This is a genomic window from Chthoniobacterales bacterium (genome assembly GCA_018883245.1).
Classification (GTDB): Bacteria; Verrucomicrobiota; Verrucomicrobiia; order Chthoniobacterales; family JACTMZ01; genus JACTMZ01.
In genome coordinates, this window is the sequence record VEQL01000003.1 from 61,824 (window position 1) to 83,508 (window position 21,685).

General features: G+C 63.7%; 20 protein-coding genes. 10 read left to right on the plus strand and 10 right to left on the minus strand.

Translation table 11 applies throughout. The features are described 5' to 3' along the window. Positions 1–5 precede the first annotated feature (5 nt). From ftsW to clpB, 8 genes are read left to right on the plus strand one after another with little or no spacing between them, the layout of a single operon-like run. The gene (gene ftsW, locus FGM15_01740) at positions 6–1,148 is read left to right on the plus strand and encodes a putative lipid II flippase FtsW (protein MBU3664588.1); all 1,143 of its coding nucleotides are present in this window, start codon (positions 6–8) and stop codon (positions 1,146–1,148) included. Positions 1,149–1,151: 3 nt separating this feature from the next. Beyond that, the gene (gene murG, locus FGM15_01745; GenBank protein MBU3664589.1) at positions 1,152–2,240 is read left to right on the plus strand and encodes an undecaprenyldiphospho-muramoylpentapeptide beta-N-acetylglucosaminyltransferase; all 1,089 of its coding nucleotides are present in this window, start codon (positions 1,152–1,154) and stop codon (positions 2,238–2,240) included. Continuing rightward, positions 2,237–4,519, plus strand: a complete 2,283-nt coding sequence (gene murC, locus FGM15_01750; GenBank protein MBU3664590.1) for a UDP-N-acetylmuramate--L-alanine ligase — start codon at positions 2,237–2,239, stop codon at positions 4,517–4,519. Before murG ends, murC begins: the two co-directional genes overlap by 4 nt. Positions 4,520–4,554: 35 nt before the next feature. Next, the gene (locus FGM15_01755) at positions 4,555–5,430 is read left to right on the plus strand and encodes a D-alanine--D-alanine ligase (protein MBU3664591.1); all 876 of its coding nucleotides are present in this window, start codon (positions 4,555–4,557) and stop codon (positions 5,428–5,430) included. Then, entirely contained in the window at positions 5,427–6,371 is a 945-nt protein-coding gene (locus tag FGM15_01760) for an FtsQ-type POTRA domain-containing protein (GenBank protein MBU3664592.1), read from the plus strand. Before FGM15_01755 ends, FGM15_01760 begins: the two co-directional genes overlap by 4 nt. Before the next feature lie 2 nt (positions 6,372–6,373). Beyond that, positions 6,374–7,588 (plus strand): cell division protein FtsA, encoded by a 1,215-nt coding sequence (gene ftsA, locus FGM15_01765; GenBank protein ID MBU3664593.1) that lies wholly within the window; start codon positions 6,374–6,376, stop codon positions 7,586–7,588. After that, a complete protein-coding gene (locus tag FGM15_01770) occupies positions 7,585–8,823 on the plus strand; it encodes a hypothetical protein (GenBank protein ID MBU3664594.1) in 1,239 nt (412 codons plus the stop codon). Before ftsA ends, FGM15_01770 begins: the two co-directional genes overlap by 4 nt. A gap of 18 nt (positions 8,824–8,841) precedes the next feature. After that, complete coding sequence (clpB, locus tag FGM15_01775; GenBank protein ID MBU3664595.1) at positions 8,842–11,415, plus strand: ATP-dependent chaperone ClpB; 2,574 nt, start codon at positions 8,842–8,844, stop codon at positions 11,413–11,415. A 21-nt stretch (positions 11,416–11,436) separates the two neighbouring features. On the opposite strand, the gene FGM15_01780 is transcribed toward clpB, so the two are convergent. From FGM15_01780 to FGM15_01815, 8 genes are all read right to left on the minus strand, one after another. After that, on the minus strand, positions 11,437–12,714 hold the full coding sequence (locus FGM15_01780; GenBank protein ID MBU3664596.1) for a competence/damage-inducible protein A: 1,278 nt from the start codon (positions 12,712–12,714) through the stop codon (positions 11,437–11,439). After that, entirely contained in the window at positions 12,714–13,538 is an 825-nt protein-coding gene (locus tag FGM15_01785) for a hypothetical protein (protein ID MBU3664597.1), read from the minus strand. Before FGM15_01785 ends, FGM15_01780 begins: the two co-directional genes overlap by 1 nt. A gap of 80 nt (positions 13,539–13,618) precedes the next feature. Continuing rightward, positions 13,619–14,464: a carboxylating nicotinate-nucleotide diphosphorylase gene (gene nadC / locus FGM15_01790; GenBank protein MBU3664598.1), complete on the minus strand. Its 846-nt coding sequence runs from the start codon at positions 14,462–14,464 to the stop codon at positions 13,619–13,621. Then, on the minus strand, positions 14,445–15,716 hold the full coding sequence (locus FGM15_01795; GenBank protein ID MBU3664599.1) for a ribonuclease D: 1,272 nt from the start codon (positions 15,714–15,716) through the stop codon (positions 14,445–14,447). Before FGM15_01795 ends, nadC begins: the two co-directional genes overlap by 20 nt. Further along, the gene (locus tag FGM15_01800; GenBank protein ID MBU3664600.1) at positions 15,503–16,111 is read right to left on the minus strand and encodes an NADH-quinone oxidoreductase subunit C; all 609 of its coding nucleotides are present in this window, start codon (positions 16,109–16,111) and stop codon (positions 15,503–15,505) included. Before FGM15_01800 ends, FGM15_01795 begins: the two co-directional genes overlap by 214 nt. A gap of 2 nt (positions 16,112–16,113) precedes the next feature. Next, a complete protein-coding gene (locus FGM15_01805) occupies positions 16,114–16,635 on the minus strand; it encodes an NADH-quinone oxidoreductase subunit B (GenBank protein MBU3664601.1) in 522 nt (173 codons plus the stop codon). Positions 16,636–16,679: 44 nt separating this feature from the next. After that, complete coding sequence (locus tag FGM15_01810; protein MBU3664602.1) at positions 16,680–17,729, minus strand: M23 family metallopeptidase; 1,050 nt, start codon at positions 17,727–17,729, stop codon at positions 16,680–16,682. Beyond that, positions 17,726–18,199, minus strand: a complete 474-nt coding sequence (locus FGM15_01815) for a hypothetical protein (GenBank protein ID MBU3664603.1) — start codon at positions 18,197–18,199, stop codon at positions 17,726–17,728. The genes FGM15_01810 and FGM15_01815 overlap by 4 nt, the downstream gene beginning before the upstream one ends. 65 nt (positions 18,200–18,264) lie before the next feature. Between FGM15_01815 and FGM15_01820 the strand changes: the two genes are divergently transcribed. Together FGM15_01820 and FGM15_01825 are read left to right on the plus strand one after the other, a co-directional pair. Continuing rightward, entirely contained in the window at positions 18,265–18,723 is a 459-nt protein-coding gene (locus FGM15_01820) for a hypothetical protein (GenBank protein ID MBU3664604.1), read from the plus strand. A gap of 63 nt (positions 18,724–18,786) precedes the next feature. After that, positions 18,787–19,398, plus strand: a complete 612-nt coding sequence (locus tag FGM15_01825; GenBank protein ID MBU3664605.1) for a hypothetical protein — start codon at positions 18,787–18,789, stop codon at positions 19,396–19,398. Between the two features lies 1 nt (position 19,399). Here the strand turns inward: FGM15_01825 and FGM15_01830 are convergent, their stop codons facing one another. Continuing rightward, the gene (locus tag FGM15_01830; GenBank protein MBU3664606.1) at positions 19,400–20,293 is read right to left on the minus strand and encodes a tyrosine recombinase XerC; all 894 of its coding nucleotides are present in this window, start codon (positions 20,291–20,293) and stop codon (positions 19,400–19,402) included. 42 nt (positions 20,294–20,335) lie between these two features. Next, positions 20,336–21,637: a DUF4912 domain-containing protein gene (locus tag FGM15_01835; GenBank protein ID MBU3664607.1), complete on the minus strand. Its 1,302-nt coding sequence runs from the start codon at positions 21,635–21,637 to the stop codon at positions 20,336–20,338. Positions 21,638–21,685 lie beyond the last annotated feature (48 nt).

A 21,685-nucleotide genomic window follows, 5' to 3' on the forward strand; every position in this document is an offset into this window, starting at 1 on the left:
GACCCATGCCCCGGCGCACGGCCTACGTTCTGATCCTGTCGATGCTGAGCCTCACGGCGATCGGTATCGTCATGCTTTTCAGCACGGGGGCCTACGCGCAGGACAGCCGGGGCGACATGTATTACTTCGTCAAGCGACAAGCCATGTGGCTCGCGATCGGCGGCGTGGCCTTGGTGGGTGCCGCAGTGGTCGATTATCGCATGTGGGCGCGTGCCTGGCCGTGGCTCTATGGGATTGCCGCTGTCATGCTGGTGCTGTGCTTCGTCCCGGGTGTGGGGATGAAGATCAACGGCGCCCATCGGTGGGTGAATCTCGGTTTCGCCACCTTCCAGCCGAGCGAACTGGGCAAAGTCGCGGTGCTGCTTTTTCTCGCGTGGTGGTATCATCGCAACGAGGAGCGTTCGGCGGAGTTCTGGCGCGGGTTCGTCATCCCTCTGGCCGTGGCCGGGGCGATCATGGCTCTGATCGTCATCGAGGTGGATCTCGGCGCCACCGCGTTGATCGGCGCGACAACGCTCGCCGTGATGTTCGTTGCCGGCACCGGCCTGCGCTGGCTCCTGCCTTTGCTCGGGGCCGGCTTGTGCGGACTGGTTTATGCGGTGTTGAACATCGAGGAGCGCATGGGGCGCCTGCTGGCGTTTCTCGATCCAGAGAAATACCGACTCACCGAGGGCCTGCAGCAATGGCAGGCGATGCTCGCGTTCGGTGCGGGCGGGGTCGAGGGGCTCGGACTCGGGAACGGGAGGCAGAAAATGCTCTACCTTCCTTATGCCCACACGGATTTCATTTTTCCCATGATCGGCGAGGAACTGGGGCTGCGGTTCACGTTGCTCACCGTGTTTTGTTTCCTGCTCATGCTCCTGGCCGGGGCGCTCATCGCGATGAACGCGCGCGACCGTTTCGGCATGCTCCTGGGTTTCGGTATCACGATCATCATCAGTCTGCAGGCGGCGATAAACATCGGTGTGACCACGTCGCTTTTGCCGAACAAGGGCATGCCGCTGCCGTTCATCAGCTACGGCGGGAGCAACCTCGCCGTCTCCATGCTGCTCGTCGGCATGCTGCTGAATATCCACCGCCAAGGCCGGCGTGTGCCGAAAACCCGCGCGCGTGCCGTCCCGGCCACCAGCCTCGCGGTCCGTTTCTGATCCATGAAATTCGTCATCGCTTGCGGCGGAACGGGCGGTCATTTGTTTCCCGGGTTGGCGGTGGCGGAGGTCCTGCGCGCGGGCGGGCACGACGTCCTGCTGCTTGTCTCCGAAAAACAGGTCGATCAGCGCGCCCTGCGAAACCATCCCGATCTGCCGAGCGAAAAACTGCCGTCCATCGGGCTGCCTTCGTTGTTTTCGCCCGCGCTCGTCGCCTTCCTGAGCCGTCTGCGCGCGAGCTTCAAAAAGTGCGGGGCGATCTTTGGTGCGGATCCGCCGGACGCGGTTTTGGGGATGGGTGGATTCACCAGCATCGCGCCGCTCATTGCGGCGCGGCGGCGGGGCATACCGGCTTTCCTGCACGAGTCGAACGCGATTCCCGGCAAGGCCAACCGTCTTGCCGCGCGATTTTGCCGCGCGGTGCTGCTCGGATTCGATGATTGTGCGCGGCACTTTCCGGCCGGCAAAACACGCGTCACGGGGACGCCTATCCGCCGCGAGCTGGGCGAAAATGTCCCGACGCGCGAAGAGGCCAGACAGCGGCTGGGGTTGGACGCCGGAAAGCCGACGCTGCTTGTGATGGGCGGCAGCCAGGGAGCCTCCGGCATCAACGCGCTGGTGACACGCGCCGCCCCGAACATGACAGACAAAAAACTGCAGGTCATTCACCTCGCCGGGGAGCGCGAGGCGCCCGCCGTGGAGGACGCTTACCGCCAAGCCGGTATTCCCGCCGTCGTGTTGCCGTTTTGCGACCGTATGCAGGATGTTTATGCCGCGGCGGACCTTGTCATATCCCGCTCCGGCGCCGCGAGCCTCGGCGAATTGTCGTGGTTCGGATTGCCGTCGGTTCTCATTCCCTATCCGCATGCCGCCGAGGACCACCAGCGTTTGAACGCCGGGATCTTCGTGCGGGCCGGTGCGGCGCGCGTGACCGAGGAAACGGGCACAACGCCGGAGGAGTTTGCCGCGCTGATTCTGTCTTTGCTGGAGTCGCCCTCGATTTTGTCCAACATGGCAACGGCAGCCAAGGGTCTGGCCCCGCGCGATGCGGCGGCCCGGGTGGCCGGGGTGCTGACTGGAGTGCGGGAATGACAACGCAGGAACTGGCCGAGCAATTGCACGGGTCGCCGCGGCGCATCCACCTCATCGGCGTCGCCGGATCGGGGATGAGCGGGATCGCGGCGCTTTTGCTCGCCTTGGGACACAAAGTCAGCGGATCCGACAAGGTGGACTCGGTCGAGGTGAAGCGCTTGCAGACCCTCGGGTTGGATTTTCGGACGCCGCAGCGGGCAGAGGACGTCGCCGATGCGCAGTTGGTCATTTATTCCTCGGCGATCCGGCCCGGCAATCCGGCCTATGACGCGGCGTCGCGTCTGGGCAAACCGATGGTCCGTCGCGCGGAAGCACTGGCCGCTCTCATGCTCGGCAAAAAGGGAATTCTTGTCTGCGGCATGCACGGCAAGACGACCGTCTCGGCCATGGCCGCGCATGTTCTCCGGGCGGCCGGGGCGCACCCTTCGCATTATGTCGGTGCAGAGATCCCGATCCTCGGCACGAATGCGCGATGGGACGCGGGCGGCGAGTATTTCGTGGCCGAGGGAGACGAGAGCGACGGCACCATCACCGGCTACCATCCCGAGCACGCCATCGTCCTGAATATCGAACCGGAGCATCTCGACCATTACGCCGACATCGCGGCGATCGACGCGGCTTTCTCCAAGCTCCTCGACCAGACGACGGGAAAAATCTTCTTCTGCGCCGACGACGCCGGCGCCTCGCGGGTTTGTTCCGGTCGCCCGCGCACGGTGTCCTACGGCCGCACGGGCGCTTATGCCTATGCGGGCTTCGAGGGTGCCGTCTTCGGTTCGAAGTTCAGTTTCTGTCGCGAAGGAAAAGAGTTGGCGCGCGTCACTCTCAATGTCCCCGGCGAGCACAACGCGCTCAACGCCACGGCCGTGCTCGCCCTTGCGACCGAACTCGGTCTGGATCTCGGAAAATGCGTCGCGGCGCTGGAGGGGTTCCGCGGTGCGCGCCGGCGCTTCGAAGTGGTGTATTCTTCCGATGACTACCTGATCGTCGATGATTACGGTCATCATCCGACGGAGATCGCGGCGGTCATCCGGACCGCACGCGGGGCAGGGCGCAAGCGCGTCATTTTGCTCTTCCAGCCGCACCGCTACACGCGCACCCTGGCGCTCAAAGACGAGTTCGGTCGTGCGCTGGCCGAAGCCGATGCCGTGGTGGTGACCGAAATTTATCCTGCCAGCGAGCCCCCGATTCCCGGTGTCGACGGAGGGTTGGTGGCCGAGGCGGCGCGATCGGCGGGTTGCGCGCATACGTCGTATTTTGCCTCGCGCCAGCGGGCCGGCATCGAAGCCGGCCACTTGCTGCATGCGGGGGACCTGCTCGTCACGCTCGGAGCCGGCAACATCCACGAGCAGGCTGCGGCCCTTGCCAGAGACTTGGCGATGCTGGAAAAGTTGCGAGCGGCCATGGGGCCCGGCATTGCCCGGTTGTATGAACCGATGGCCAAGCACACGACCATGAGGGTCGGTGGTCCCGCGCAGTTCTGGCTTGAACCGGAGACGGAGGAGGGGTTCTGCGAATTGGCCCGCACCGCGCACGAACAAGGTCTGCCTTTCATGGTGATCGGACGCGGTTCGAATCTCGTCGTCCGGGACGGTGGCTTGCGCGGTGTGGTGGTGCGGCTGCGCCGCGGCGTGTTCGGGGAATTCTCGACCGAGGGTCACACAATCCGTGCAGGCGTGGGCGTGAGACTCAAAGCCCTGAGCGGCGCGGCTGTCGCCGCGGGTCTCGCCGGCTTCGAGTGGATGGAAGGGATCCCGGGGGACGTGGGTGGATGCCTGCGCATGAATGCCGGGGCGATGGGGGTCGAGGCGTTCGACCAGGTGACTCTGCTGCGCTATGCCGACCAGGAGGGGAATATTTTCGAGCGATCGCCGCGCGATTTCGAAGTTCATTACCGCAGCGTGCCGCTTCTGCGCACAAACTATGCGCTTTCCGCTGTTTTCCGCGGCACGCCTGCTCCTTCCCCCGAAGTCGAAGCCCGAACGCGCGATTACGCGGCCAAGCGCAAGTCGTCGCAGCCCGCCGGCGCGAGCGCGGGTTGCGTGTTCCGCAATCCCGAAGGCGGCAAAGCGGGGCAGCTTATCGATTCGGCGGGTCTCAAAAATCTCCGCGTCGGCGCGGCGCGCGTATCCGATGTCCACGCCAACTTCATCCTGAACGAGGGCGGCGCGACCGCTTCCGAAGTCCTTGCGCTTGTTGAGCAGGTGAGAGCCGAGGTGCTCAAACATCACGGCGTAAGACTTGAGACCGAGGTGCAGATCATCGGGGAGGAGCCTTCGTGAGAACGGAGCTCGCGGATCTTCATCTCGTCGTGCTCATGGGCGGACCGGGTTCGGAGCGCGAGGTTTCTTTGCGCTCGGGCAATGCCGTGTCGGATGCCCTGCGGCGGGGCGGCTACCGTGTCACGCCGCTGGAAATCGCCGGGACCGACTTTGTGTTGCCGCCGGACACCGGCCTTTGCGTGAACATGGTCCACGGCACGTTCGGCGAGGACGGGCAGTTGCAGTCCTTGCTCGATGCCAAAGGAATTCCCTACACGGGCGAGGGTGCCGCGGGCAGCCGCGTCGCTTTCGACAAAAAAGAAAGCAAGAAGATCTTCGAGCGAGCAGGCGTTCCGACCGCGCGCTGGGAAATAATCCCCGCAGGTGCGCGTCCGACGCTGCCCGTGCCGCTGGTGGTCAAAGCGCCGCGCGAGGGTTCAAGCGTCGGCGTGCATATCGTCCGTGACGAAGGCCAACTCGCCCCGGCGCTGGCGGATTGCGCCACGCTCGACAAAGAAATCCTCGTCGAGGAATTCGTCGAGGGCCGCGAACTCACGGTGGGCGTGGTGGGTGACCGGTCCATGGCGGTTGTCGAGATCCGGCCGCTTGAAGGCTTCTACGACTATGCCCACAAATACACCAAGGGCGCGTCCGAGTATTTTTGCCCGGCCCCGCTCGACGCCATGACGACGCGTAGGGTGCAGGAGGCGGCCCTTGCCGCGCACCGCGCGCTCGGCCTCGAGGTCTATTCGCGCGTGGATATCCTGCTTCGCGCCGATGGCTCGCCCTGCGTTCTCGAGGCCAATACAATTCCGGGCATGACCGAGACCAGTCTTCTGCCCAAAGCAGCCGCCGCTGCCGGTCTCGGCTTCCTCGAACTTTGCGAGGAGATTGCCTGCCTGTCGCTGAAACGTTTTCCGCTTCGTCCATGAGCATCCTCCGCCGTCGAACTGCCCGCTCGCGCCGCCCCGTCCGCAAGAAAAGACGGCAGCACCTGCTCGAAGTGACGGCCACGGCCGAGACCGAGCGCCGGCGCAGGAACCAGAAGATCGTCCTTTACGCTGGCGAGGCCGTGGTGGTCGCCGGTCTGCTTGCTTTTGCATGGCTCGGCGTGCGTGCGCTCATCCAGTGGCAATTTCACGGCAACGACCGCTACAACGTGCGGGTTGTCGAGGTTGACACCGATGGCGTTATGACACGCGAGGAGGCGCTGGCAATGACGGGTATACGCGAGGGCGTGAATGTCTTCTCGCTCGATCTCGAGGCCGCCCAGAGGACGCTGGCCGCGGTGCCGAAAATCAAGGACGCCCGTGTCGAGCGGATGCTGCCGGACAAGGTGGTCATCGATATCGACGCCCGCAAGCCGGTGGCGTGGATCGCGCCCAAGGACACGGGTGAAGATCCATCTGCCATGGAGACTTCGCGCCTGATCGACCGGGACGGCGTCATGATGAAACCGGAAGGTTTCGAGCCCGCGCAGGCGGGTCTTCCGGTGATCTACGGCATTCCGACGGAACAATGGAAACCGGGCGACCGTGTCGAGCTTCGCGAACTGCGCGCGGCCGTCGAGCTTTTCGACCGTGTGGCCGAGCGCGCCGATCCCCAGGTGAGCCTGCGCGCCGCCGACGTGGGCAAGGGATGGTGCATTCTTGCGTGGGACGATCCCCAGACGCGTTACACCTTCGGTCTGGACGACTTGTCCGCGCAGCTCGACCGGCTCCGGTTCATCCTCATGCACGTCGGCCAGTCATCCCGTAAGATCGCGACCGCCAACCTCATTCCGTCGCGCAACACGCCGGTGACATTCCGCGATGATCCGCCGCCCGCGCCGGAACCGGCTCCCGCCCCGGCGCCAAAGAAAAAGAAGTCCTGACCATGGCACGCACAAATCTCCATGTCGGATTGGAAATCGGAACGACGAAGGTCGCGGCGGTCATCGCCGAGACGCGCAGTGACGGTCTGCTTCGCATCATCGGCAGCGGTGAAGCGCCCTCCCGCGGGGTGCGCAAAGGCGAGATTGTCGATATCGGCAAGATCACTCTTTGCCTGAGCGATGCGGTGTCCGAGGCGGAGGAGAAGGCCGACCGTGAAATCACCAACGTGGTGGCGGCGGTGACCGGGTCCCACGTGGACAGCCTGAACAACCGCGGAGGGATCCAGATCCCCGAGGATCGCGACGAGATCGAGGAGGAGGACATCTACGAGGTGGAGCAGAGCGCGCGCGATGTGAACATCCCCGCGGGGAATGTCTTCCTGCACACGATCATCCAGCGCTACTACGTGGACGGGCAGGAGGGCGTGGCGAGTCCCCTCGGCATGATCGGCCGGCGGCTCGAGGCGGAATACCATATCGTCCACGGGACGAAGACGCGCATCCAAAACAACCTGCGCTGCATCCACGAGGCGAATCTGCGCGTGGTCAATGTCGTCACCAGCGCCGTGGCTTCGGCCCATGCTGTGCTCGACGAGTCCTCGCGCGAACTCGGGGCGCTGGTCATCGACATCGGCGGCGGCACGACCGACTACATCCTGTTCCGCGACGGTGCCGTGCGCCAGAGCGGCGTTCTCGCCGTGGGCGGCGACCACATCACCAACGACATCGCCATCGGCCTGCGTGTGCCGACCAAGTGGGCGGAAAAAATCAAGGTCGAGCACGCCGACGTCTCCCCGGGCGCGACGCAGGCGCGCGGCACGATCGAGATGGAGGACCCCACCTATTCCGGAGGAGAGATCGAGCGTCGGAATCTCAACGCCGTGGCCGAAGCACGGGTGCGCGAACTTTTCACGCTGCTGAAAAGGCGGCTCAGTTTCGACCGTCAGGCCCAGTTCCTCGGCGCTGGAATTTTTCTCACCGGCGGAACGGCCGAACTCAAGGGTCTTGCCGCGCTGGCGTCCGAGGTTTTCGGCGTGCCGGCGCGCGTGGCCACGCCCCGGCCTTTCCTGGGCCCCGGGATGTTGTTCGAGAGCCCGCGTTTCAGCACGGCCGTGGGGCTGGTGCTCTTCGCGCAGGCCGCGCAGGACGCGCTCGATGATATTTCCATCTTCGACCGCCTTCGCAGCAAGTTGGGCAAATTCATCCCCGGACTATGATCTCCCTCGGCAGCAGCGGCAGCGTGGCGGAACCGTTCGCGCCCGTGACTTCGTTCAAAGTGATCGGGGTCGGCGGAGCCGGGGTGGCCTTGCTGGAGAAACTTTCGCGCGAGGCTCCGGACTCCGATCTTGTCGCCATGCACACCGATGCGCAGGTGCTGCTGGCCTCCGCTGCGCCGCGCAAGGTGCAGCTCGGGCGCGAGGCCGCCAAGGGTCTCGGCACCGGCGGCGACCCTTCGCTGGGTGCAGCCGCCGCCCGCGAGAGCATCGAGGAAATACGCGGCGAGTGCAGCGGTGCGGAGGTGGTTCTTGTTGTCGCGGGTTTGGGCGGTGGCACGGGGTCCGGCGCCGCGGCCGTCGTGGCGGAGGAAGCCAAGAAGGCGGGAGCCCTCGTCTTCGGCCTTGCGACACTGCCGTTCACTTTGGAGGGTGCTCAGCGCACCGGGCAGGCCCGCGCGGCGCTCGGCCGATTGGGACTCCACTGTGCGGCGGTTCTTTGCTTCGAGAACGATCGCATGTCCGAATCTGCGCCGGACGACGCCACGGTCACGCAAGCGTTCGATGCCGCATCGCAAATCCTCGTCCAAACCGTGCGTGCCCTCGGCCGCATGCTCGGGCTTCCCGCAGTGCTGCGCGTCGGCCCCGATGAACTCCTGCAAATGTTCCGCGGTGCCGAGGTGCGATGCCATTTCGGTCATGGCGAGGCGTCGGGCTCCGATCGTGCGCGCGAAGCGGTCGAGCAAGCGCTGCGCAGTCCATTGCTGGGCAACGGCAGGACGCTGTCGGGTCCCGATCATGTGCTGGTGCATGTCACGGGAGACGCCGGTTTGCGCTTGGCGGAAGTCCAATCCGTTCTGCGTCATCTTTCCCGCCACGCCGATGACTCGGCGCAGATCTTTCTCGGTGTCGGCACCGATCCCCGTGCGGGCGACACGCTCGGTGTGACCATTCTTGCCGGGACAAAGTCTTCCGGAATGATGGGCGGCGAGGAAATCGGGGAGGCGTTGACGCAGGATGAGGAAAACGCGTTTCCGGACGATGCTGCCGGCAAAACTGGAAAACCCGCCCGGGGCAAAAGCAAGACAGGCAAGCGCACCGCGGCCGGCCAGACCCAGGAAGAGTTGCCTCTCGACCAAGCCATGCGCGGGCGCTTCAAAGACCTCGATCCGACCATGGTCGACGGGCAGGACCTCGACATCCCAGCATTTATTCGGATGCGTATCCGTTTGAAATAGTGCTAGCCTCCGGGCTGCATGAGACCCGACCGCTTCACCCAGAAAATGCAGGAGGCGCTCAACGCTTCCGCCGATCTGACCGGCAAACTTCACCAGCAGGAAATCGGCAACGAGCAGTTCCTTCTCGCCCTTCTCGAACAGTCGGAGGGTGTCGCTGTGCCCCTGCTGCAAAAGGTCGGGGTTTCGGTGGCGCGGTTGCGCGAACAACTGAACGCGGAACTGGCCCGCCGGCCCAAGATTTCCGGTGCGGTCGGGCAGCCCCATATCGGGAACGACTTGCGCAAAACCCTGGAGGCGGCCGAAGCCGTGATGGCGAAGCTCAAGGACGAATATCTCAGCGCCGAACATTACCTTCTCGCCCTCTCCCAAGCCTCGGACACGGCGGGCAAGTTGCTTCGTGAGGACGGCGCGACCCACGACAAGTTGATGCAGGCGTTGGTCGAGGTGCGCGGATCTCAGCGTGTGACCGACCAGAACCCCGAGGAAAAATACCAGGCGTTGCAAAAATACGGGCGCGATCTGACGGACCTCGCCAAAAGAGGGAAAATCGACCCTGTCATCGGACGCGACGAGGAAATCCGCCGGACCATGCAAGTGCTCTCGCGGCGGACGAAGAACAACCCGGTTCTCATCGGCGAGCCCGGCGTGGGCAAGACGGCGATTGTCGAGGGTCTGGCGCGGCGGATTGTGAGCGGGGATGTGCCGGATTCGCTGAAGAACAAAAAGATCATCGCCATGGACATCGGGGCGATGATTGCCGGCGCGAAATTCCGCGGAGAATTCGAAGAGCGGCTCAAGGCATTCCTCAAAGAGGTCACATCCTCGGAAGGGCAGATCATCCTCTTTATCGACGAGCTTCACACCATCGTGGGTGCGGGGGCGGCCGAGGGATCGGCCGACGCGTCAAACATGCTCAAGCCGCAGTTGGCTCGTGGAGAGCTGCGCACCATCGGGGCGACGACGCTCGATGAATACCGAAAATACATCGAAAAAGATGCCGCCCTCGAGCGCCGCTTTCAGCCGGTGATGGTGAACGAACCGAGCGTCGAGGATACCATCGCGATCCTGCGCGGATTGAAGGAGCGCTACGAGGTTCACCACGGGGTTCGCATCCAGGACAGCGCCCTGGTCGGTGCGGCCGTGCTCAGCGACCGCTACATCAGCGACCGCTTCCTGCCCGACAAGGCGGTCGACCTCATCGACGAGGCCGCTTCGCGCCTGAAGATCGAGTTGGACTCGATGCCCACGGAACTCGACAAGCTCGAGCGGGAGATCATGCAGGGCGAGATGGAACGCACCGCGCTGAAGAAGGAAAAGGATTCCGCCAGCAAGGAGCGCCTGGCGAAGTTGGAAAAAGAACTCGCCGACCTCAAGGAACAGGGCTCGAAGCTCAAAGCCCAGTGGCAGAACGAGAAGAAGCAAGTCACCGAGTCGCGCAAGCTCGCCGAGCAGGTCGAGGATCTCAAGAACCAGCTCGAAATGGCCCAGCGCCAAGGCGATTACGCCAAAGCGAGCGAGATTCAATACGGCAAAATTCCCGAACTCACGGCGAAGCTCGAGGCGCACAACAAAAAGCTCGCCAAGGAAGGCGGCGGTCAGCTCCTGCGCGAGGAAGTCACCGAGGACGATGTGGCGAAAGTCGTATCCACTTGGACCGGCATTCCCGTCTCCCGCCTGCAGGAAGGCGAAAGACAAAAACTCGTCAAAATGGAGGAGCGCCTCATGGAGCGTGTGGTCGGCCAGACGCAGGCGATCAAGTCGGTCTCAAACGCCGTGCGCCGCGCGCGAGCGGGCTTGCAGGACGAGAACCGCCCCATCGGGTCATTCATGTTCCTCGGACCCACCGGTGTCGGAAAAACCGAGCTTTGCAAAGCTCTGGCGGAATTCCTTTTCGACAACGAGAACTCCATCGTCCGTTTGGACATGAGCGAATACATGGAGAAGCACACCGTCGCGCGCCTTATCGGCGCCCCCCCGGGTTACGTCGGATACGACGAGGGTGGCCAGCTGACCGAGGCCGTCCGTCGCCATCCTTATTCCGTCGTCCTCTTCGACGAGGTGGAAAAAGCGCACGGCGATGTGTTCAACGTTCTACTGCAGGTTCTCGACGACGGTCGCATCACCGACGGCCAAGGGCGCACGGTGGATTTCAAGAACACCGTGATCATCATGACTTCCAACATCGGCAGCCAATACATCATGGAAGATCTGCCGGTCGATGAGCGCAACCGCCGCGTGATGGAAGCGCTGCGTGGTCACTTCCGTCCCGAGTTTCTCAACCGCATCGATGAAACGATCATTTTCGACCGCCTCACGGACAAAGAAATCGCGAGCATTGTCGATATCCAGCTCAAGCGGCTGCTCAAGCGTCTCGACCAGCAGAACATCCGGCTGACGCTCACGGACAAAGCCAGGAAATTCCTGGCCAAGGAAGGCTACGATCCGGCCTATGGAGCGCGTCCACTCAAGCGCGTGATCCAGCAGGAAATCCTGAACCCGCTCAGCTCGGCGATTTTGGACGGTGCCTTCGGCGAGGGCGATTCCATCGTTGCCGACCTCGACAAGGACCATCTCGAGTTCAGCAAGAAATAGAGTCCGGTCGATTCGTGCGTGTCAGCCCAGCCTCGGCGAGGAAGAGCCTCCGCCGAGATTGAGGGGAAGAGCGAGCACATGCCGTCGAAGGAGATCGAGTGCCGCGCTGGTGGCCATGTGCTTGAAGGTCGCGCGATCGAGCGGGAAGTAACAACGGCGCACGACAGTCTCATGTCCTTTGGCTGCGAGAGCGACAAACACTGTGCCGACAGGCTTGGTTTCGCTGCCGCCCCCCGGTCCGGCGATGCCGGTGGTGGATAGCGCCGCGTCGGCTCCGGAAATGCGCCGTGCGCCTTCGGCCATGGCAACCGCGACCGGTTCGCTCACCGCCCCGTGGGCTTCAATAAGATCATGCGGCACCCCGAGGGCGCGTTGCTTCTCTTTGTTGGAATAGGTCACATAACCGGCAAGAAACACTTCCGATGCGCCCGGCACGTTGGTGATGCGTCCGGCCAAGGTGCCGCCGGTGCACGACTCGGCGAGGGCGAGCGTGAGCTTCCTTTCACGCAGCAGACCGACAACCGCGTTTTCCAGCGGTTCGCCGTCCGAATAGATCCATTCTCCCATGGCCGTGCGCACCCGCGAATCGACCGACGCGATGATATCCGGCGGCCCGATGAGGCGGAAATCCACCTCCGACGGACGCGCGCAGTAGCCGACCTCCAAGTCGCCGCGCTCTTCGAGTTCTTTCCCGATGCGTTCCTCGACTTGGCTCTCGCCGATGCCCGTCAGGCGGTAGATCCTGCGCTCGCGCAAGGACGACGGCGGCAGAACGGATCGCAACTTTGGCAGCACGTGGTCGTTCACCATGGGTCGCAGTTCGCGTGGCGGTCCGGGAAGAAGGAGCAGGTGCCGCGCTTTGCGCCCGCCGAGGACGGACGGTGAAAAGTAAAGCCCCGGCGCCGTGCCGTGGGGATTCGGCAGGATTTCCGCGCCGACGGGAACCATGGCTTGGCGGGCGACACGGTCGGCCATGGGAAGTCCGCGCCGTGCGAAACGTTCGCGGATCCCCGATAAAATGTGTTCGTCGGGCAGTAGCGGCAAGCCGAGCAGTTCCGCTGCCGCCTCGCGCGTGATGTCGTCCGTCGTCGGTCCAAGCCCGCCGGTCGCGAAAACGAGGTCCGCGCGATCGAGGGCGGAGTCCAAGGCATCGCGAATGGGTGGTCCGTCGGGGACGCACACTTGGCGCGCGATTGTGATCCCGTATGGTTCCAGCTCGCCCGCCAAGTAACCAAGGTGCGTGTTCGTGACCAATCCCAGAAGGAGTTCGGAACCGGTGTTGATGACTTCGGCTTGCATCAGGTGTGGACGAGAAGACGGCTCCAATGTTTGAGCAGTGCGTATTTGGCGCCGTCACCCTTGTGGTGCGACACGTAAAGGAGATTGGCGAGGATGCGGGTGAGAATTTGCCTCGGTCCGGTCGCAGCCAGATGCCAATCCTCCAGGCGCTGACTCTGCCGGCGCAGGATTTCCTCGCAGTCGCCGCGCCCGAGAATGCGCCCGTGGTGGAACGGGTCAAACATGACTTCCCCGTGACGGGCGAGAAAGTGCCCCGGAAGGTTGATGCCTTCCACCGGCGCCCCGGCTTGCTGGCCGACGAGCATGTAAACCAGCGTGAGCGTGATCGGTATGCCCTTGCGCGAATCCAGGACGCAAGGCAGCAGCGAGTTGCATTCGTTGTAGTAGTCGTCCGTGTTCCCGCCGAAAAGAAGTTCGCCTCCAAGGAAGGCGGCCATCATTTCCACGCGTTGGCGGTCCGAATCGGCGCGCCGCAAGCGCCGGCGTAGTTCGGCCCCCCAAGCGCCGATGCGCTGACGGTAGGGCGCAAGCTCGACGCCGCGCATCATGGCGGCCGACAAGAGCCATGCCGCTTCTTCAAGGTCGGACTGGTCGGTGAAGTGCGCGCAGAGGTGTTCAAAGCGTGCGAGGGCCTCGTTCTGCACGACCTCGTGGAGGACGTCGCGGGCGTGCAGCGCGGCGGCCGGGTCATCACACGACGCCAGGTCGCGGAGGTCATCAAGATTCCCGGAGCCATCAAGGACAAGCTGCTCCTTGACCAGACGCACGGTCTGCTCGTCATCGTCGGAGAGGAGACGCACCAAAGCTTCTTTTTGCGGGTGCATGCGCTAAGAAGCCAATTAAGCAGGTCGGACGGCGAAGGCAAGGATGCGGCTCGCGTCGTCTCGGAAGTTCGCGTCCACGCCTACGGCCGGGATAGCTCCATCGAGAAATCGACGGCTCGCGCGGAGTGGGTGAGGGCGCCTACGGATATGCAGTCGATGCCGGTCTCCGCGATGGAGCGCACCGTCTGCAAGCCCACACCGCCGCTGGCTTCGAGCAGGATCCTGCGTGAGCCGCGGATCCGGACAGCCTCGCGCAATTGGTCGTTGGTCATGTTGTCGAGGAGAATGATGTCGATGCCGCGAAGTTCGCAGAGCATCGAGACCTGTGAGAGTGTGTCCGCTTCGATTTCGACCGTGATGCCGGGGCGTCGTTTCTTTGCCTCGTCGATGGCGTTTTGGAGCCCGGCCGCGTCGCCGGTGACGGCAAGGTGATTGTCCTTGGCGAGCACCCGGTCGAACAATCCGAAGCGGTGGTTGGTTCCCCCGCCGGAACGGACGGCGAGGCGCTCGAATTCGCGGAGTCCGGGTGTGGTTTTGCGCGTGTCGAGAATGACTGCTCCGGTTCCGGCTACCGCATCAACGAAGGCGCGTGTCAGCGTGGCGATCCCGCTGAGGCGTTGCAGGAAATTCAGTGCCGTGCGTTCGGCGGCCAGAAGAGCCCGGGTCGGGCCGCGGGCGGTGAGAACGATGTCGCCCGGCCCGATGCGTTGCCCATCGTGCTTCGCCTCTCCGATCTTTGTGTCGGGATCGACCAAGCGGAAGACTTCGGCCGCCACCACGTTGCCGGCGAGGATTGCGCTTTCTTTGGCGATGATGTTGGCGGTCGATGTGTGGTCGTGCGGAATGAAGCACTCGGACGTGATGTCGCCCGAGCCGAGGTCCTCGGCCAGAGCTCGACGTATATTTTCAACGGCCGACGGGCTCATCGATTTGCAGAAGCTCGCGCTGCCACGGCAGAAGGCGGGCGCCGTTCTGTTGGGCGACCGACATCAGAGTCATTCTCGAGGCGATAAGTGCGGGGTCGATCGCGAGTTGTCTGGCCACGGTGTCGCGCTTTTCCCGCAGTTGCTCGAAAAGACGGCAGGCGGCGTTGCTGGGGCGCGGCTTGCGCTCGCGCTCGAAGACGGGCCATTCGCTTTCGGGAAGATCGAGGGCGGAACGCAGGGTTTCCCTGAACCGGGCGTAGCGCGCCGGGGGCATGCGGTGGGCCTCCACTTTGTGTCCGGCAACCGCATTGCGGGCGGCATCGATCAGGCGGTCGTTGGAAATGACGTGGAACGTCGGGCGATCCCAGGCACTGGCCTCGGACTCGCGCCAATGCCAGAGGGCGCGAAGGACGGCGGATTCGCGCGGTGAAAGTTTGCTGCTGCCGTTGATGCGCCATGCGCTCTCGGGGTCGCGCTCGCGCGGTTCGCGTGCGCTTTGGACCATGGCGTCGCGCGATTGCAGATACCATTTCCAGCGTCCGAGTTCGCGGAGACGGTTTTCCAGGATTTCCGCCAGTGGCAGGAGATACCGCACGTCGTTCAGCGCGTATTCTTCCATGCGCGGGGGCAGCGGGCGGCGCCCCCAGTCCGCGCGTTGCGACGCCTTGCAGAGCGCCACGCCGAAATACTTCTGCACGAGCGCCGCGTAGCCGATCTGTTCGAGGCCGGCAAAACGTGCCGCGATCGAAGTGTCGAAAATGTCGCGCGCGTCGAACGATCCGTGGCGTCCGAGAAGGCGCAGATCATAGTCGGCGCCGTGGATGACGAGGGTGTGGCGCGCGAGAGAGGCATAGAAATCCGAGAGGTCTGTGCCGTCCGCCAGCGGATCCACGAGCCATACGCCGTCGGGCGACGAGACCTGCACGAGGCAGATTTTTTCCCGGTAGCTGTGCAGGCTGTCGGCCTCGGTATCGAGCCCGATGGTCTTGTGGCGCGCGAGTTGTCCGGTGAACTCGGCGAGTTTTTCCCGGGTGGAGATCAAGGTTCCGCTTGGAATGCCCGGTCGGGCGGAGCGTCCCCCGCCCGGCGCGCGCGCGGTTCGCGGACTTCGGTGGTGCCATCGACCGACGCCGTGACGAACGGTCCGCCGGCTAGCGGGGCGGGTTCGGTGAAGGCGACATCGGGCACGTCGCTGAATTTGCCCTCGAGCGGGAAGTCCTTGCGCAGCGGATGGAACGGGTAGCCCTCCCACATAAGGATGCGGCGCAGGTCGGGATGTCCGTCAAACTTGATGCCCATCATGTCCCACACCTCGCGTTCGTGCCAATTCGCGGTCGGCCAAAGGTCGCAGACCGTGCGAACGCAAGGCTCCTCGGCAACAGCGGTGGTTTTAAGCCGCAGGTGCGTCCGTCCGGCGAGAGAGTATAGCTCGTAAACCACTTCGTAGCGGGGTTCGTGCTCGAAATGGTCCACGCTGGAAATGTCGAGGAGCAGATCGAACCCGAGTTCGTCCTTGCAGAAAGCGCAGACGGCATGGATCGCGTCCGGCCTGAGCGTCAGCGTCAGCTCGCCGCGGAATTCGGTTTTTCCGGTGATCGACTCCGCGAAGCGCGAAGAAAGGACGTCGCTGAGTTCGGCGGGTGTCATTCTCAAACCGAGGCGAGAAATTCTTTTTTCTGCGCGAGGAAGGACTGCTCGCCCATGATTTTTTTCTGCAGGCGCATCAACCCGTCGAGGAGTGCCTCCGGGCGCGGGGGGCAGCCGGAAACGTAAACGTCCACCGGAATGAGGTGATCGATGCCTTGCAGGACGGCGTAGCTGCGATACATGCCTCCGCTCGAGGCGCACGCTCCCATGGCGATGACCCATTTCGGATCGGCCATTTGCTCGTAGATGCGCTTCACGGCGAGGGCCATTTTGTAGGTCACCGTGCCGGCCACGATCATGACATCCGACTGCCTCGGCGAGAAACGCATCACTTCGGCGCCGAAGCGCGCCATGTCGAAGCGCGCGGCGGCGGTGGCCATCATTTCGATGGCGCAACACGCGAGACCCATCGGCATGGGCCAGAGGGAATTGCTGCGCATCCAGTTGATGGCGGTATCGAGCTGGGTGAAGATGATATTCCCCTCGATTTTCGAGTCGTAAGCGTAATGGCTCCGGTCGCTCATTGTTGCCGGAGCTTACGGAGGCGGGACGGTGCTGACAAGCCGCGTTAAGGAGCGCGGTCCGCACCCGTGCCGAGGGATGGGTTCCATGCAAGAAGCTGCGCGAGCTTTTCGCCGGACTTTCCCAAACGCGGGGCGCCCGGCGGTCCGTCGAGCAGCGAACGCGTCGCCTTGTCGTATGGCAACGACGAAGGCTTGGCCCAGACAATGGCCGGCGCGGTGACAGTTTGCCCGGAGGGCTTGATTTCCGTGGGCAAGCCTTCCGCCGTGAAGGACACGATCCACGAGCGCGCACCTTCCTGGCGGCCGGAAACCAGCCACGGGTAGCGGCGCGGAAGCTGGAAGTCGGGCGAGTCGGGGAATTGAACTCGGAAAAACGCGTCCCGGCTGCGGATGAACTCCCCGAGCGTGAGGCCGGGAGTTTTGCGCTGGCTGCGGTAAAACGAGGCAGCGTCCAGGCCCATGAAGTTGATACCGTTGTAAAGCCCGTGCTTGTTCGGCTCCGGGAAATTGGCCTCGTGCCACGACTCGAAGCCGTCGTGCCAGAGCAGCGCGATTTCCAGATGCAAATGGGCGCGCCTGCGGTCGATCCCCGCCCCGGTGTAGCCGAGTCGCCCGAGGCGGTCGCCCTTGGCCACGCGCTGTCCGGGTGCGACGTCGGACGAGGCGAGATGTGCGTAGATGCTGTAAACAGGGGAGTCGTGCACGATGTGTTCGACAACAACGTATTTGCCGTAGTTCGAGTCCCGCGACTCGTTGCTGGCGTGGACCACCCGGCCGTCCTCGATCGACCGCACATCGTCGAGCGGTTCGCCCGCGACGTCGCGGCGCACCGGCGCGATATCGATTCCCTCGTGGAACTTCGTCCCGACGACTTTTCCGCCGATGCGCTCGGGCCCCCGGCTGAAGCCGTAGGTGCCCCCCTGCCAAGGGTGCGACTTGCGCCCCTCGAAGTCGCGGTCGGTGAACATGTAGAATTCCTCCGGCGTGCCGCGAAAAAGGGCGTCGTTTTCTGTCGGCAGCACGGGTTGGAATGCGCCCGCCGTCGAAGCGACGAGAACCGCGCCCGCGGCCGCTGAGAAGGCGCGCCGGATCATCGGCGCTTCTTGCCTTCCTCGCCGAGAACCGGGAGCGCCGTGGTAAGGATGGCGATCTCTTCCTCGCCGAGACCGTGCGGGATGCAAACGATGCCGTCGGTGACCGGTTTGTCCACGAGAAGGTTGCTGATCTGCTTGCCGTTGAGCAAAACAACGAGGATTCCGCCCTGTTTCACCATCGTGTGTTGCTGCAGAAGTCCGGTGCCGTGGCTGTCGAGCTTCAGATAAACGCCCTGGGATCCGTCCTTGGCCGCGAAGGGATACACGGAGCGGACCTCGCGTTGCGTGATGAGCGGCATGCGCGCAAGATAAACCTCCCGCCCATCCAGCAGATTGGCAGGGAAAGCGAAGGTCGGGGCCTCGGCCGCGATGCCTTCAGTGTGAATCCGCAGATCGAGGACCGGTTTTTTGGCGCCTCCCGTGCAGAAAAGCGCGGCAGCGGCGGCTGCAATGAGGATGATGCGTTGCATTCTTCCACCTAAACGAGGGTGCGAGGGAATTGCAACTGCGGTTCGCGCGCGTTTTAATCCCTGCCATGCTCGCGTTCCGGTTTGCCGTTGTCCTGGCGGTCGCCTTGGCGTGGGGTTGTGCCCCGCGCTCCGGTCGCGTTGCCGGCGCGGACATAGCCCGCGGCGAGCTGCAAACGCGCCTTGCCGTGCAGCCGGCCGATTTTTCCTTGGCCGAACGCAGGGAGATCGAAGCGGTGTATTCCGTTGTGAATACCGGCCGGCGGACTCTGCGTTTGGATTTTCCGACCGGACAACGGGTCGAGTTTGCGGTGCGTGCTCCGGACGGGCGGCAAATCTTTCTCTGGTCCGAGGACCAGCCCCTTTCCCCGGTTCCGAGCACTCTCATGGTGAATCCGGGCGAGAAAGTCGAATACGAGGCGTCGCTGCCGACGCGCGACATGGCGGCGGGGCGGAGTTACACCGCGATCGCGTTCGTTCCCGGGAGGCCCGACAGCGTGGCGGAGGCGATTTTGCTGCCCCGCTGAAGTTTACGGGGCGGATTTCGATTTGACCGCAACGCGTAGCACGGCTTTATTCACGCGTTTTTGATGAGTGTCATCCGGACAGCTTTGCTCTTGGCCGTGCTCGCGGGCGCGCTCGGCGGTTGCGCCTCTTACGACCGCCGGCTCACCAGTTCCAGCACCCAATACCTCACTTCCGGCGGGCAGGTTGTTTCCAAGCCGTCGAACGTCGGCATCGCAGACACGGTTTCCTACTGGGACGGTGACGGTGTGCCGGGCGCGCCGTCCATCACCATCGATCTCGGGGAACAAAAGGCCTTTTTTTACAAGGGCGGCAAGCTCGTGGGGATCTCGATGATTTCTTCCGGCCGCGAGGGCTTTTCCACGCCGTCGGGCAACTTCAAGATCGTCCAAAAAAACAAAGACCACGTTTCCAACCTTTACGGCGATTACGTGGACGGCTCCGGCACTGTTGTCGTTTCCAATGTCGGGGTGAAGAAGGACCCGAAGCCTCCGGGCACTTCTTTCCGCGGTGCGCCGATGCCTTATTTCATGAGATTCGCCGGCGGGGTGGGGATGCATGCCGGTTTCCTGCCGGGATTTCCCGCTTCGCACGGATGCATTCGCATGCCGGAGCGCATGGCGGAAATCTTTTTTGCCAACGTCTCGCACGGGACCCCGGTGACTGTGGTGAACTGATCTACGCCCGCGGGTGGGCGTCATCGTAGGCCTTCTTCAGCCGCTCCGTCGTCACGTGGGTGTAAATCTGCGTGGTCGAGAGACTCGCGTGGCCCAGCAGGCTTTGCACGCTGCGCAGATCGGCCCCCGCATCGAGCAGGTGCGTGGCGAAGCTGTGGCGCAACTTGTGCGGACTTGCAGGCACGGGGATCTGCGCGAGGCGAAGGTATTTTTTGACCATTTTCCAGATGGACGAGGTGCCGAGGCGCTTGCGCAGCTTGTTGATGAACAGCGGGCCGGAGTCCACCCGCGCGCGGTGCCTGTATTCTTGGATGGCTTGGAGCGCGGGTTCGCCGACCGGCACCACGCGCTCTTTGGACCCTTTGCCCAGCACGCGGATGGTCTCGTTGAACGGGTCGATGCTGCGCACATCCAAAGCCGCGAGTTCCGCCAGCCGCAAACCGCTCGAGTAAAAAAGCTCGAGGATGGCAGCGTCGCGCCACGGCATCCAGACGGGCGCCTGCTTTTCAGGTTCGGTCTGGTGCGGGGCGCGCAGGAGAGACTCGATCTGCGACGTGGTCAGAAAGACCGGCAGCCGCTTCTCCGCCTTGGGCAGCGCGACGTCGAGAAGCGGATTCTTCGCGAGGCCTTTGCGCTCGCACAGAAACCTGTAAAAGCTGCGCAGCGCGGCGAATTCGAGGCGGATGGTCGCTCGCGACCGGTTGCGCTTCATCATCTCGAACAGGTGCGCGCGGAAATCCTCGGGTCCCGCGTCGTGCCAGGACTTTGCGCCCAGAAACTCCGCCGCCCCGCGGAGGGCGCGGTCGTAATTGTCCAACGTCCGCGGCGAGGCGTTGCGCTCGTCGCGCAAATAATCGAGGTAGGCGCCGGTCAGCGCATCATCAGGGGCGGGCACGCCCGTCAATTTATCCGATCCGCTGCGCCCGGGAAAACAAACTTACGCCTGCCGCCCGACCGGTGCGCCGAGAGACGGTTGCGCGGTGGATCCCACATCACCTTCGCGACCCGTGGTGCGTTCGAAGCGCAAAACCGCACGCCGCGTTTCCACGCCATCGGGCGACGTTGCCTCGACGGGGATCTCGTATTTCCCGTCGGGAAAGACGAAATGGTAGCGGAAGCTTCCGTCCGGACGCAGGGCGACGGGCTTGCCGTCGATGGTGACTTTGGCATCGGGGTGCGTGCCCCCGTAAAAAATCACCTCGGCGTTCACATGCATGAAAAAGCCGCGTGGAGCGGTGCGCCAACTCGACAGCCAGCTGCTTTCCGCTCCCCAGCTTGCGCCGCTCCAGCTCGACATGGCGGAAAACGACCAGCTGGACAGGGCCGACGACCAGGCTCCGGCGCTGCTCCACGAGGCGCCGATCAAGCCGAACAATGCCAAAAAACCGCTGGAAACCCCGCCCGCTGCCTCCGTCCAGGAGCTTGGTGCCGGCCACGAAGTCGGTGCAAATCCGCCCGAGAACAGGCTCGCCCCGGGCGAACTGAGGAATCGCCCGAGGTCGCCGGAGGTGAGCGAGCCGAGTTCTGTCGAAAGCAGCGTGTCGAGCGAGATGCGCTGCGCCGCCGTGAGGTTCGAAACCGAGACATCGCCGCGCTTCTGCAGGCGAGCCAGCGCTTCGGCGAGGCTTTCGCCTTCGCGCATCTCGCCGCGCAACTTCTCCACGAGCTGCTGGAATGTTGCGTGGAAAGGCATGTTGGCGAAGACCGGATCACCGGGGCCGGCGAGCGAGTCTCTCGGGGTGAGGACCGCGCCGGAGCGGGTGAGGACTCGCCACTTTCCGTGGTCATAGACGCCCAATTCGACAACGTAGCCCGCATCGGCTTCACGCACTGCGAGATACCAGCTGTTGGATTCACCCGGCACTGCCACTTCACCCTCGGCTTCGTCCGAGTCTTCCCGGCGATGGCGGAGGAAGACCTGCCCGTCAAGCCCGTCGGTCAGCGTGTAATCCCAATAGCAAAAAAGGCGGTGCGGTTCCTGTGCGACGACGAAGATGCTGTCATCACCGTAGCTGCGCGGCAGTTCGCCGAGATTGTCGATGTCGGACTTCGGCCTCAGGACGCGCGCAGGCGCTTTGCGTCTTCCGGCCGGACGCGCGGCCTCGAACTTGTGCACGTCTTCGGGCGCCTTGGAGGCCTTCGTTTTCCTCCGCGCCGTTTTTTTCGCCGCGGCGGTCTTTGTCCTGCGGGGTGTTTTGGAAGCGGTCTTGGATGAGGTTTTGCTGGAAGATTTTTTCATGGACTCGTTGAAAAATTTCCCCGGTGGTGGTTCGGCAGGATTTTCGCG

Bases quoted from the DNA above. Each gene is read 5' to 3' on its own strand.
- ftsW (MBU3664588.1), top strand. From the start codon at position 6: ATGCCCCGGCGCACGGCCTACGTTCTGATCCTGTCGATGCTGAGCCTC.
- murG (MBU3664589.1), top strand. From the start codon at position 1,152: ATGAAATTCGTCATCGCTTGCGGCGGAACGGGCGGTCATTTGTTTCCC.
- murC (MBU3664590.1), top strand. From the start codon at position 2,237: ATGACAACGCAGGAACTGGCCGAGCAATTGCACGGGTCGCCGCGGCGC.
- FGM15_01755 (MBU3664591.1), top strand. From the start codon at position 4,555: ATGGGCGGACCGGGTTCGGAGCGCGAGGTTTCTTTGCGCTCGGGCAAT.
- FGM15_01760 (MBU3664592.1), top strand. From the start codon at position 5,427: ATGAGCATCCTCCGCCGTCGAACTGCCCGCTCGCGCCGCCCCGTCCGC.
- ftsA (MBU3664593.1), top strand. From the start codon at position 6,374: ATGGCACGCACAAATCTCCATGTCGGATTGGAAATCGGAACGACGAAG.
- FGM15_01770 (MBU3664594.1), top strand. From the start codon at position 7,585: ATGATCTCCCTCGGCAGCAGCGGCAGCGTGGCGGAACCGTTCGCGCCC.
- clpB (MBU3664595.1), top strand. From the start codon at position 8,842: ATGAGACCCGACCGCTTCACCCAGAAAATGCAGGAGGCGCTCAACGCT.
- FGM15_01780 (MBU3664596.1), bottom strand. From the start codon at position 12,714: ATGCAAGCCGAAGTCATCAACACCGGTTCCGAACTCCTTCTGGGATTG.
- FGM15_01785 (MBU3664597.1), bottom strand. From the start codon at position 13,538: ATGCACCCGCAAAAAGAAGCTTTGGTGCGTCTCCTCTCCGACGATGAC.
- nadC (MBU3664598.1), bottom strand. From the start codon at position 14,464: ATGAGCCCGTCGGCCGTTGAAAATATACGTCGAGCTCTGGCCGAGGAC.
- FGM15_01800 (MBU3664600.1), bottom strand. From the start codon at position 16,111: ATGACACCCGCCGAACTCAGCGACGTCCTTTCTTCGCGCTTCGCGGAG.
- FGM15_01805 (MBU3664601.1), bottom strand. From the start codon at position 16,635: ATGAGCGACCGGAGCCATTACGCTTACGACTCGAAAATCGAGGGGAAT.
- FGM15_01810 (MBU3664602.1), bottom strand. From the start codon at position 17,729: ATGATCCGGCGCGCCTTCTCAGCGGCCGCGGGCGCGGTTCTCGTCGCT.
- FGM15_01815 (MBU3664603.1), bottom strand. From the start codon at position 18,199: ATGCAACGCATCATCCTCATTGCAGCCGCCGCTGCCGCGCTTTTCTGC.
- FGM15_01820 (MBU3664604.1), top strand. From the start codon at position 18,265: ATGCTCGCGTTCCGGTTTGCCGTTGTCCTGGCGGTCGCCTTGGCGTGG.
- FGM15_01825 (MBU3664605.1), top strand. From the start codon at position 18,787: ATGAGTGTCATCCGGACAGCTTTGCTCTTGGCCGTGCTCGCGGGCGCG.
- FGM15_01835 (MBU3664607.1), bottom strand. From the start codon at position 21,637: ATGAAAAAATCTTCCAGCAAAACCTCATCCAAGACCGCTTCCAAAACA.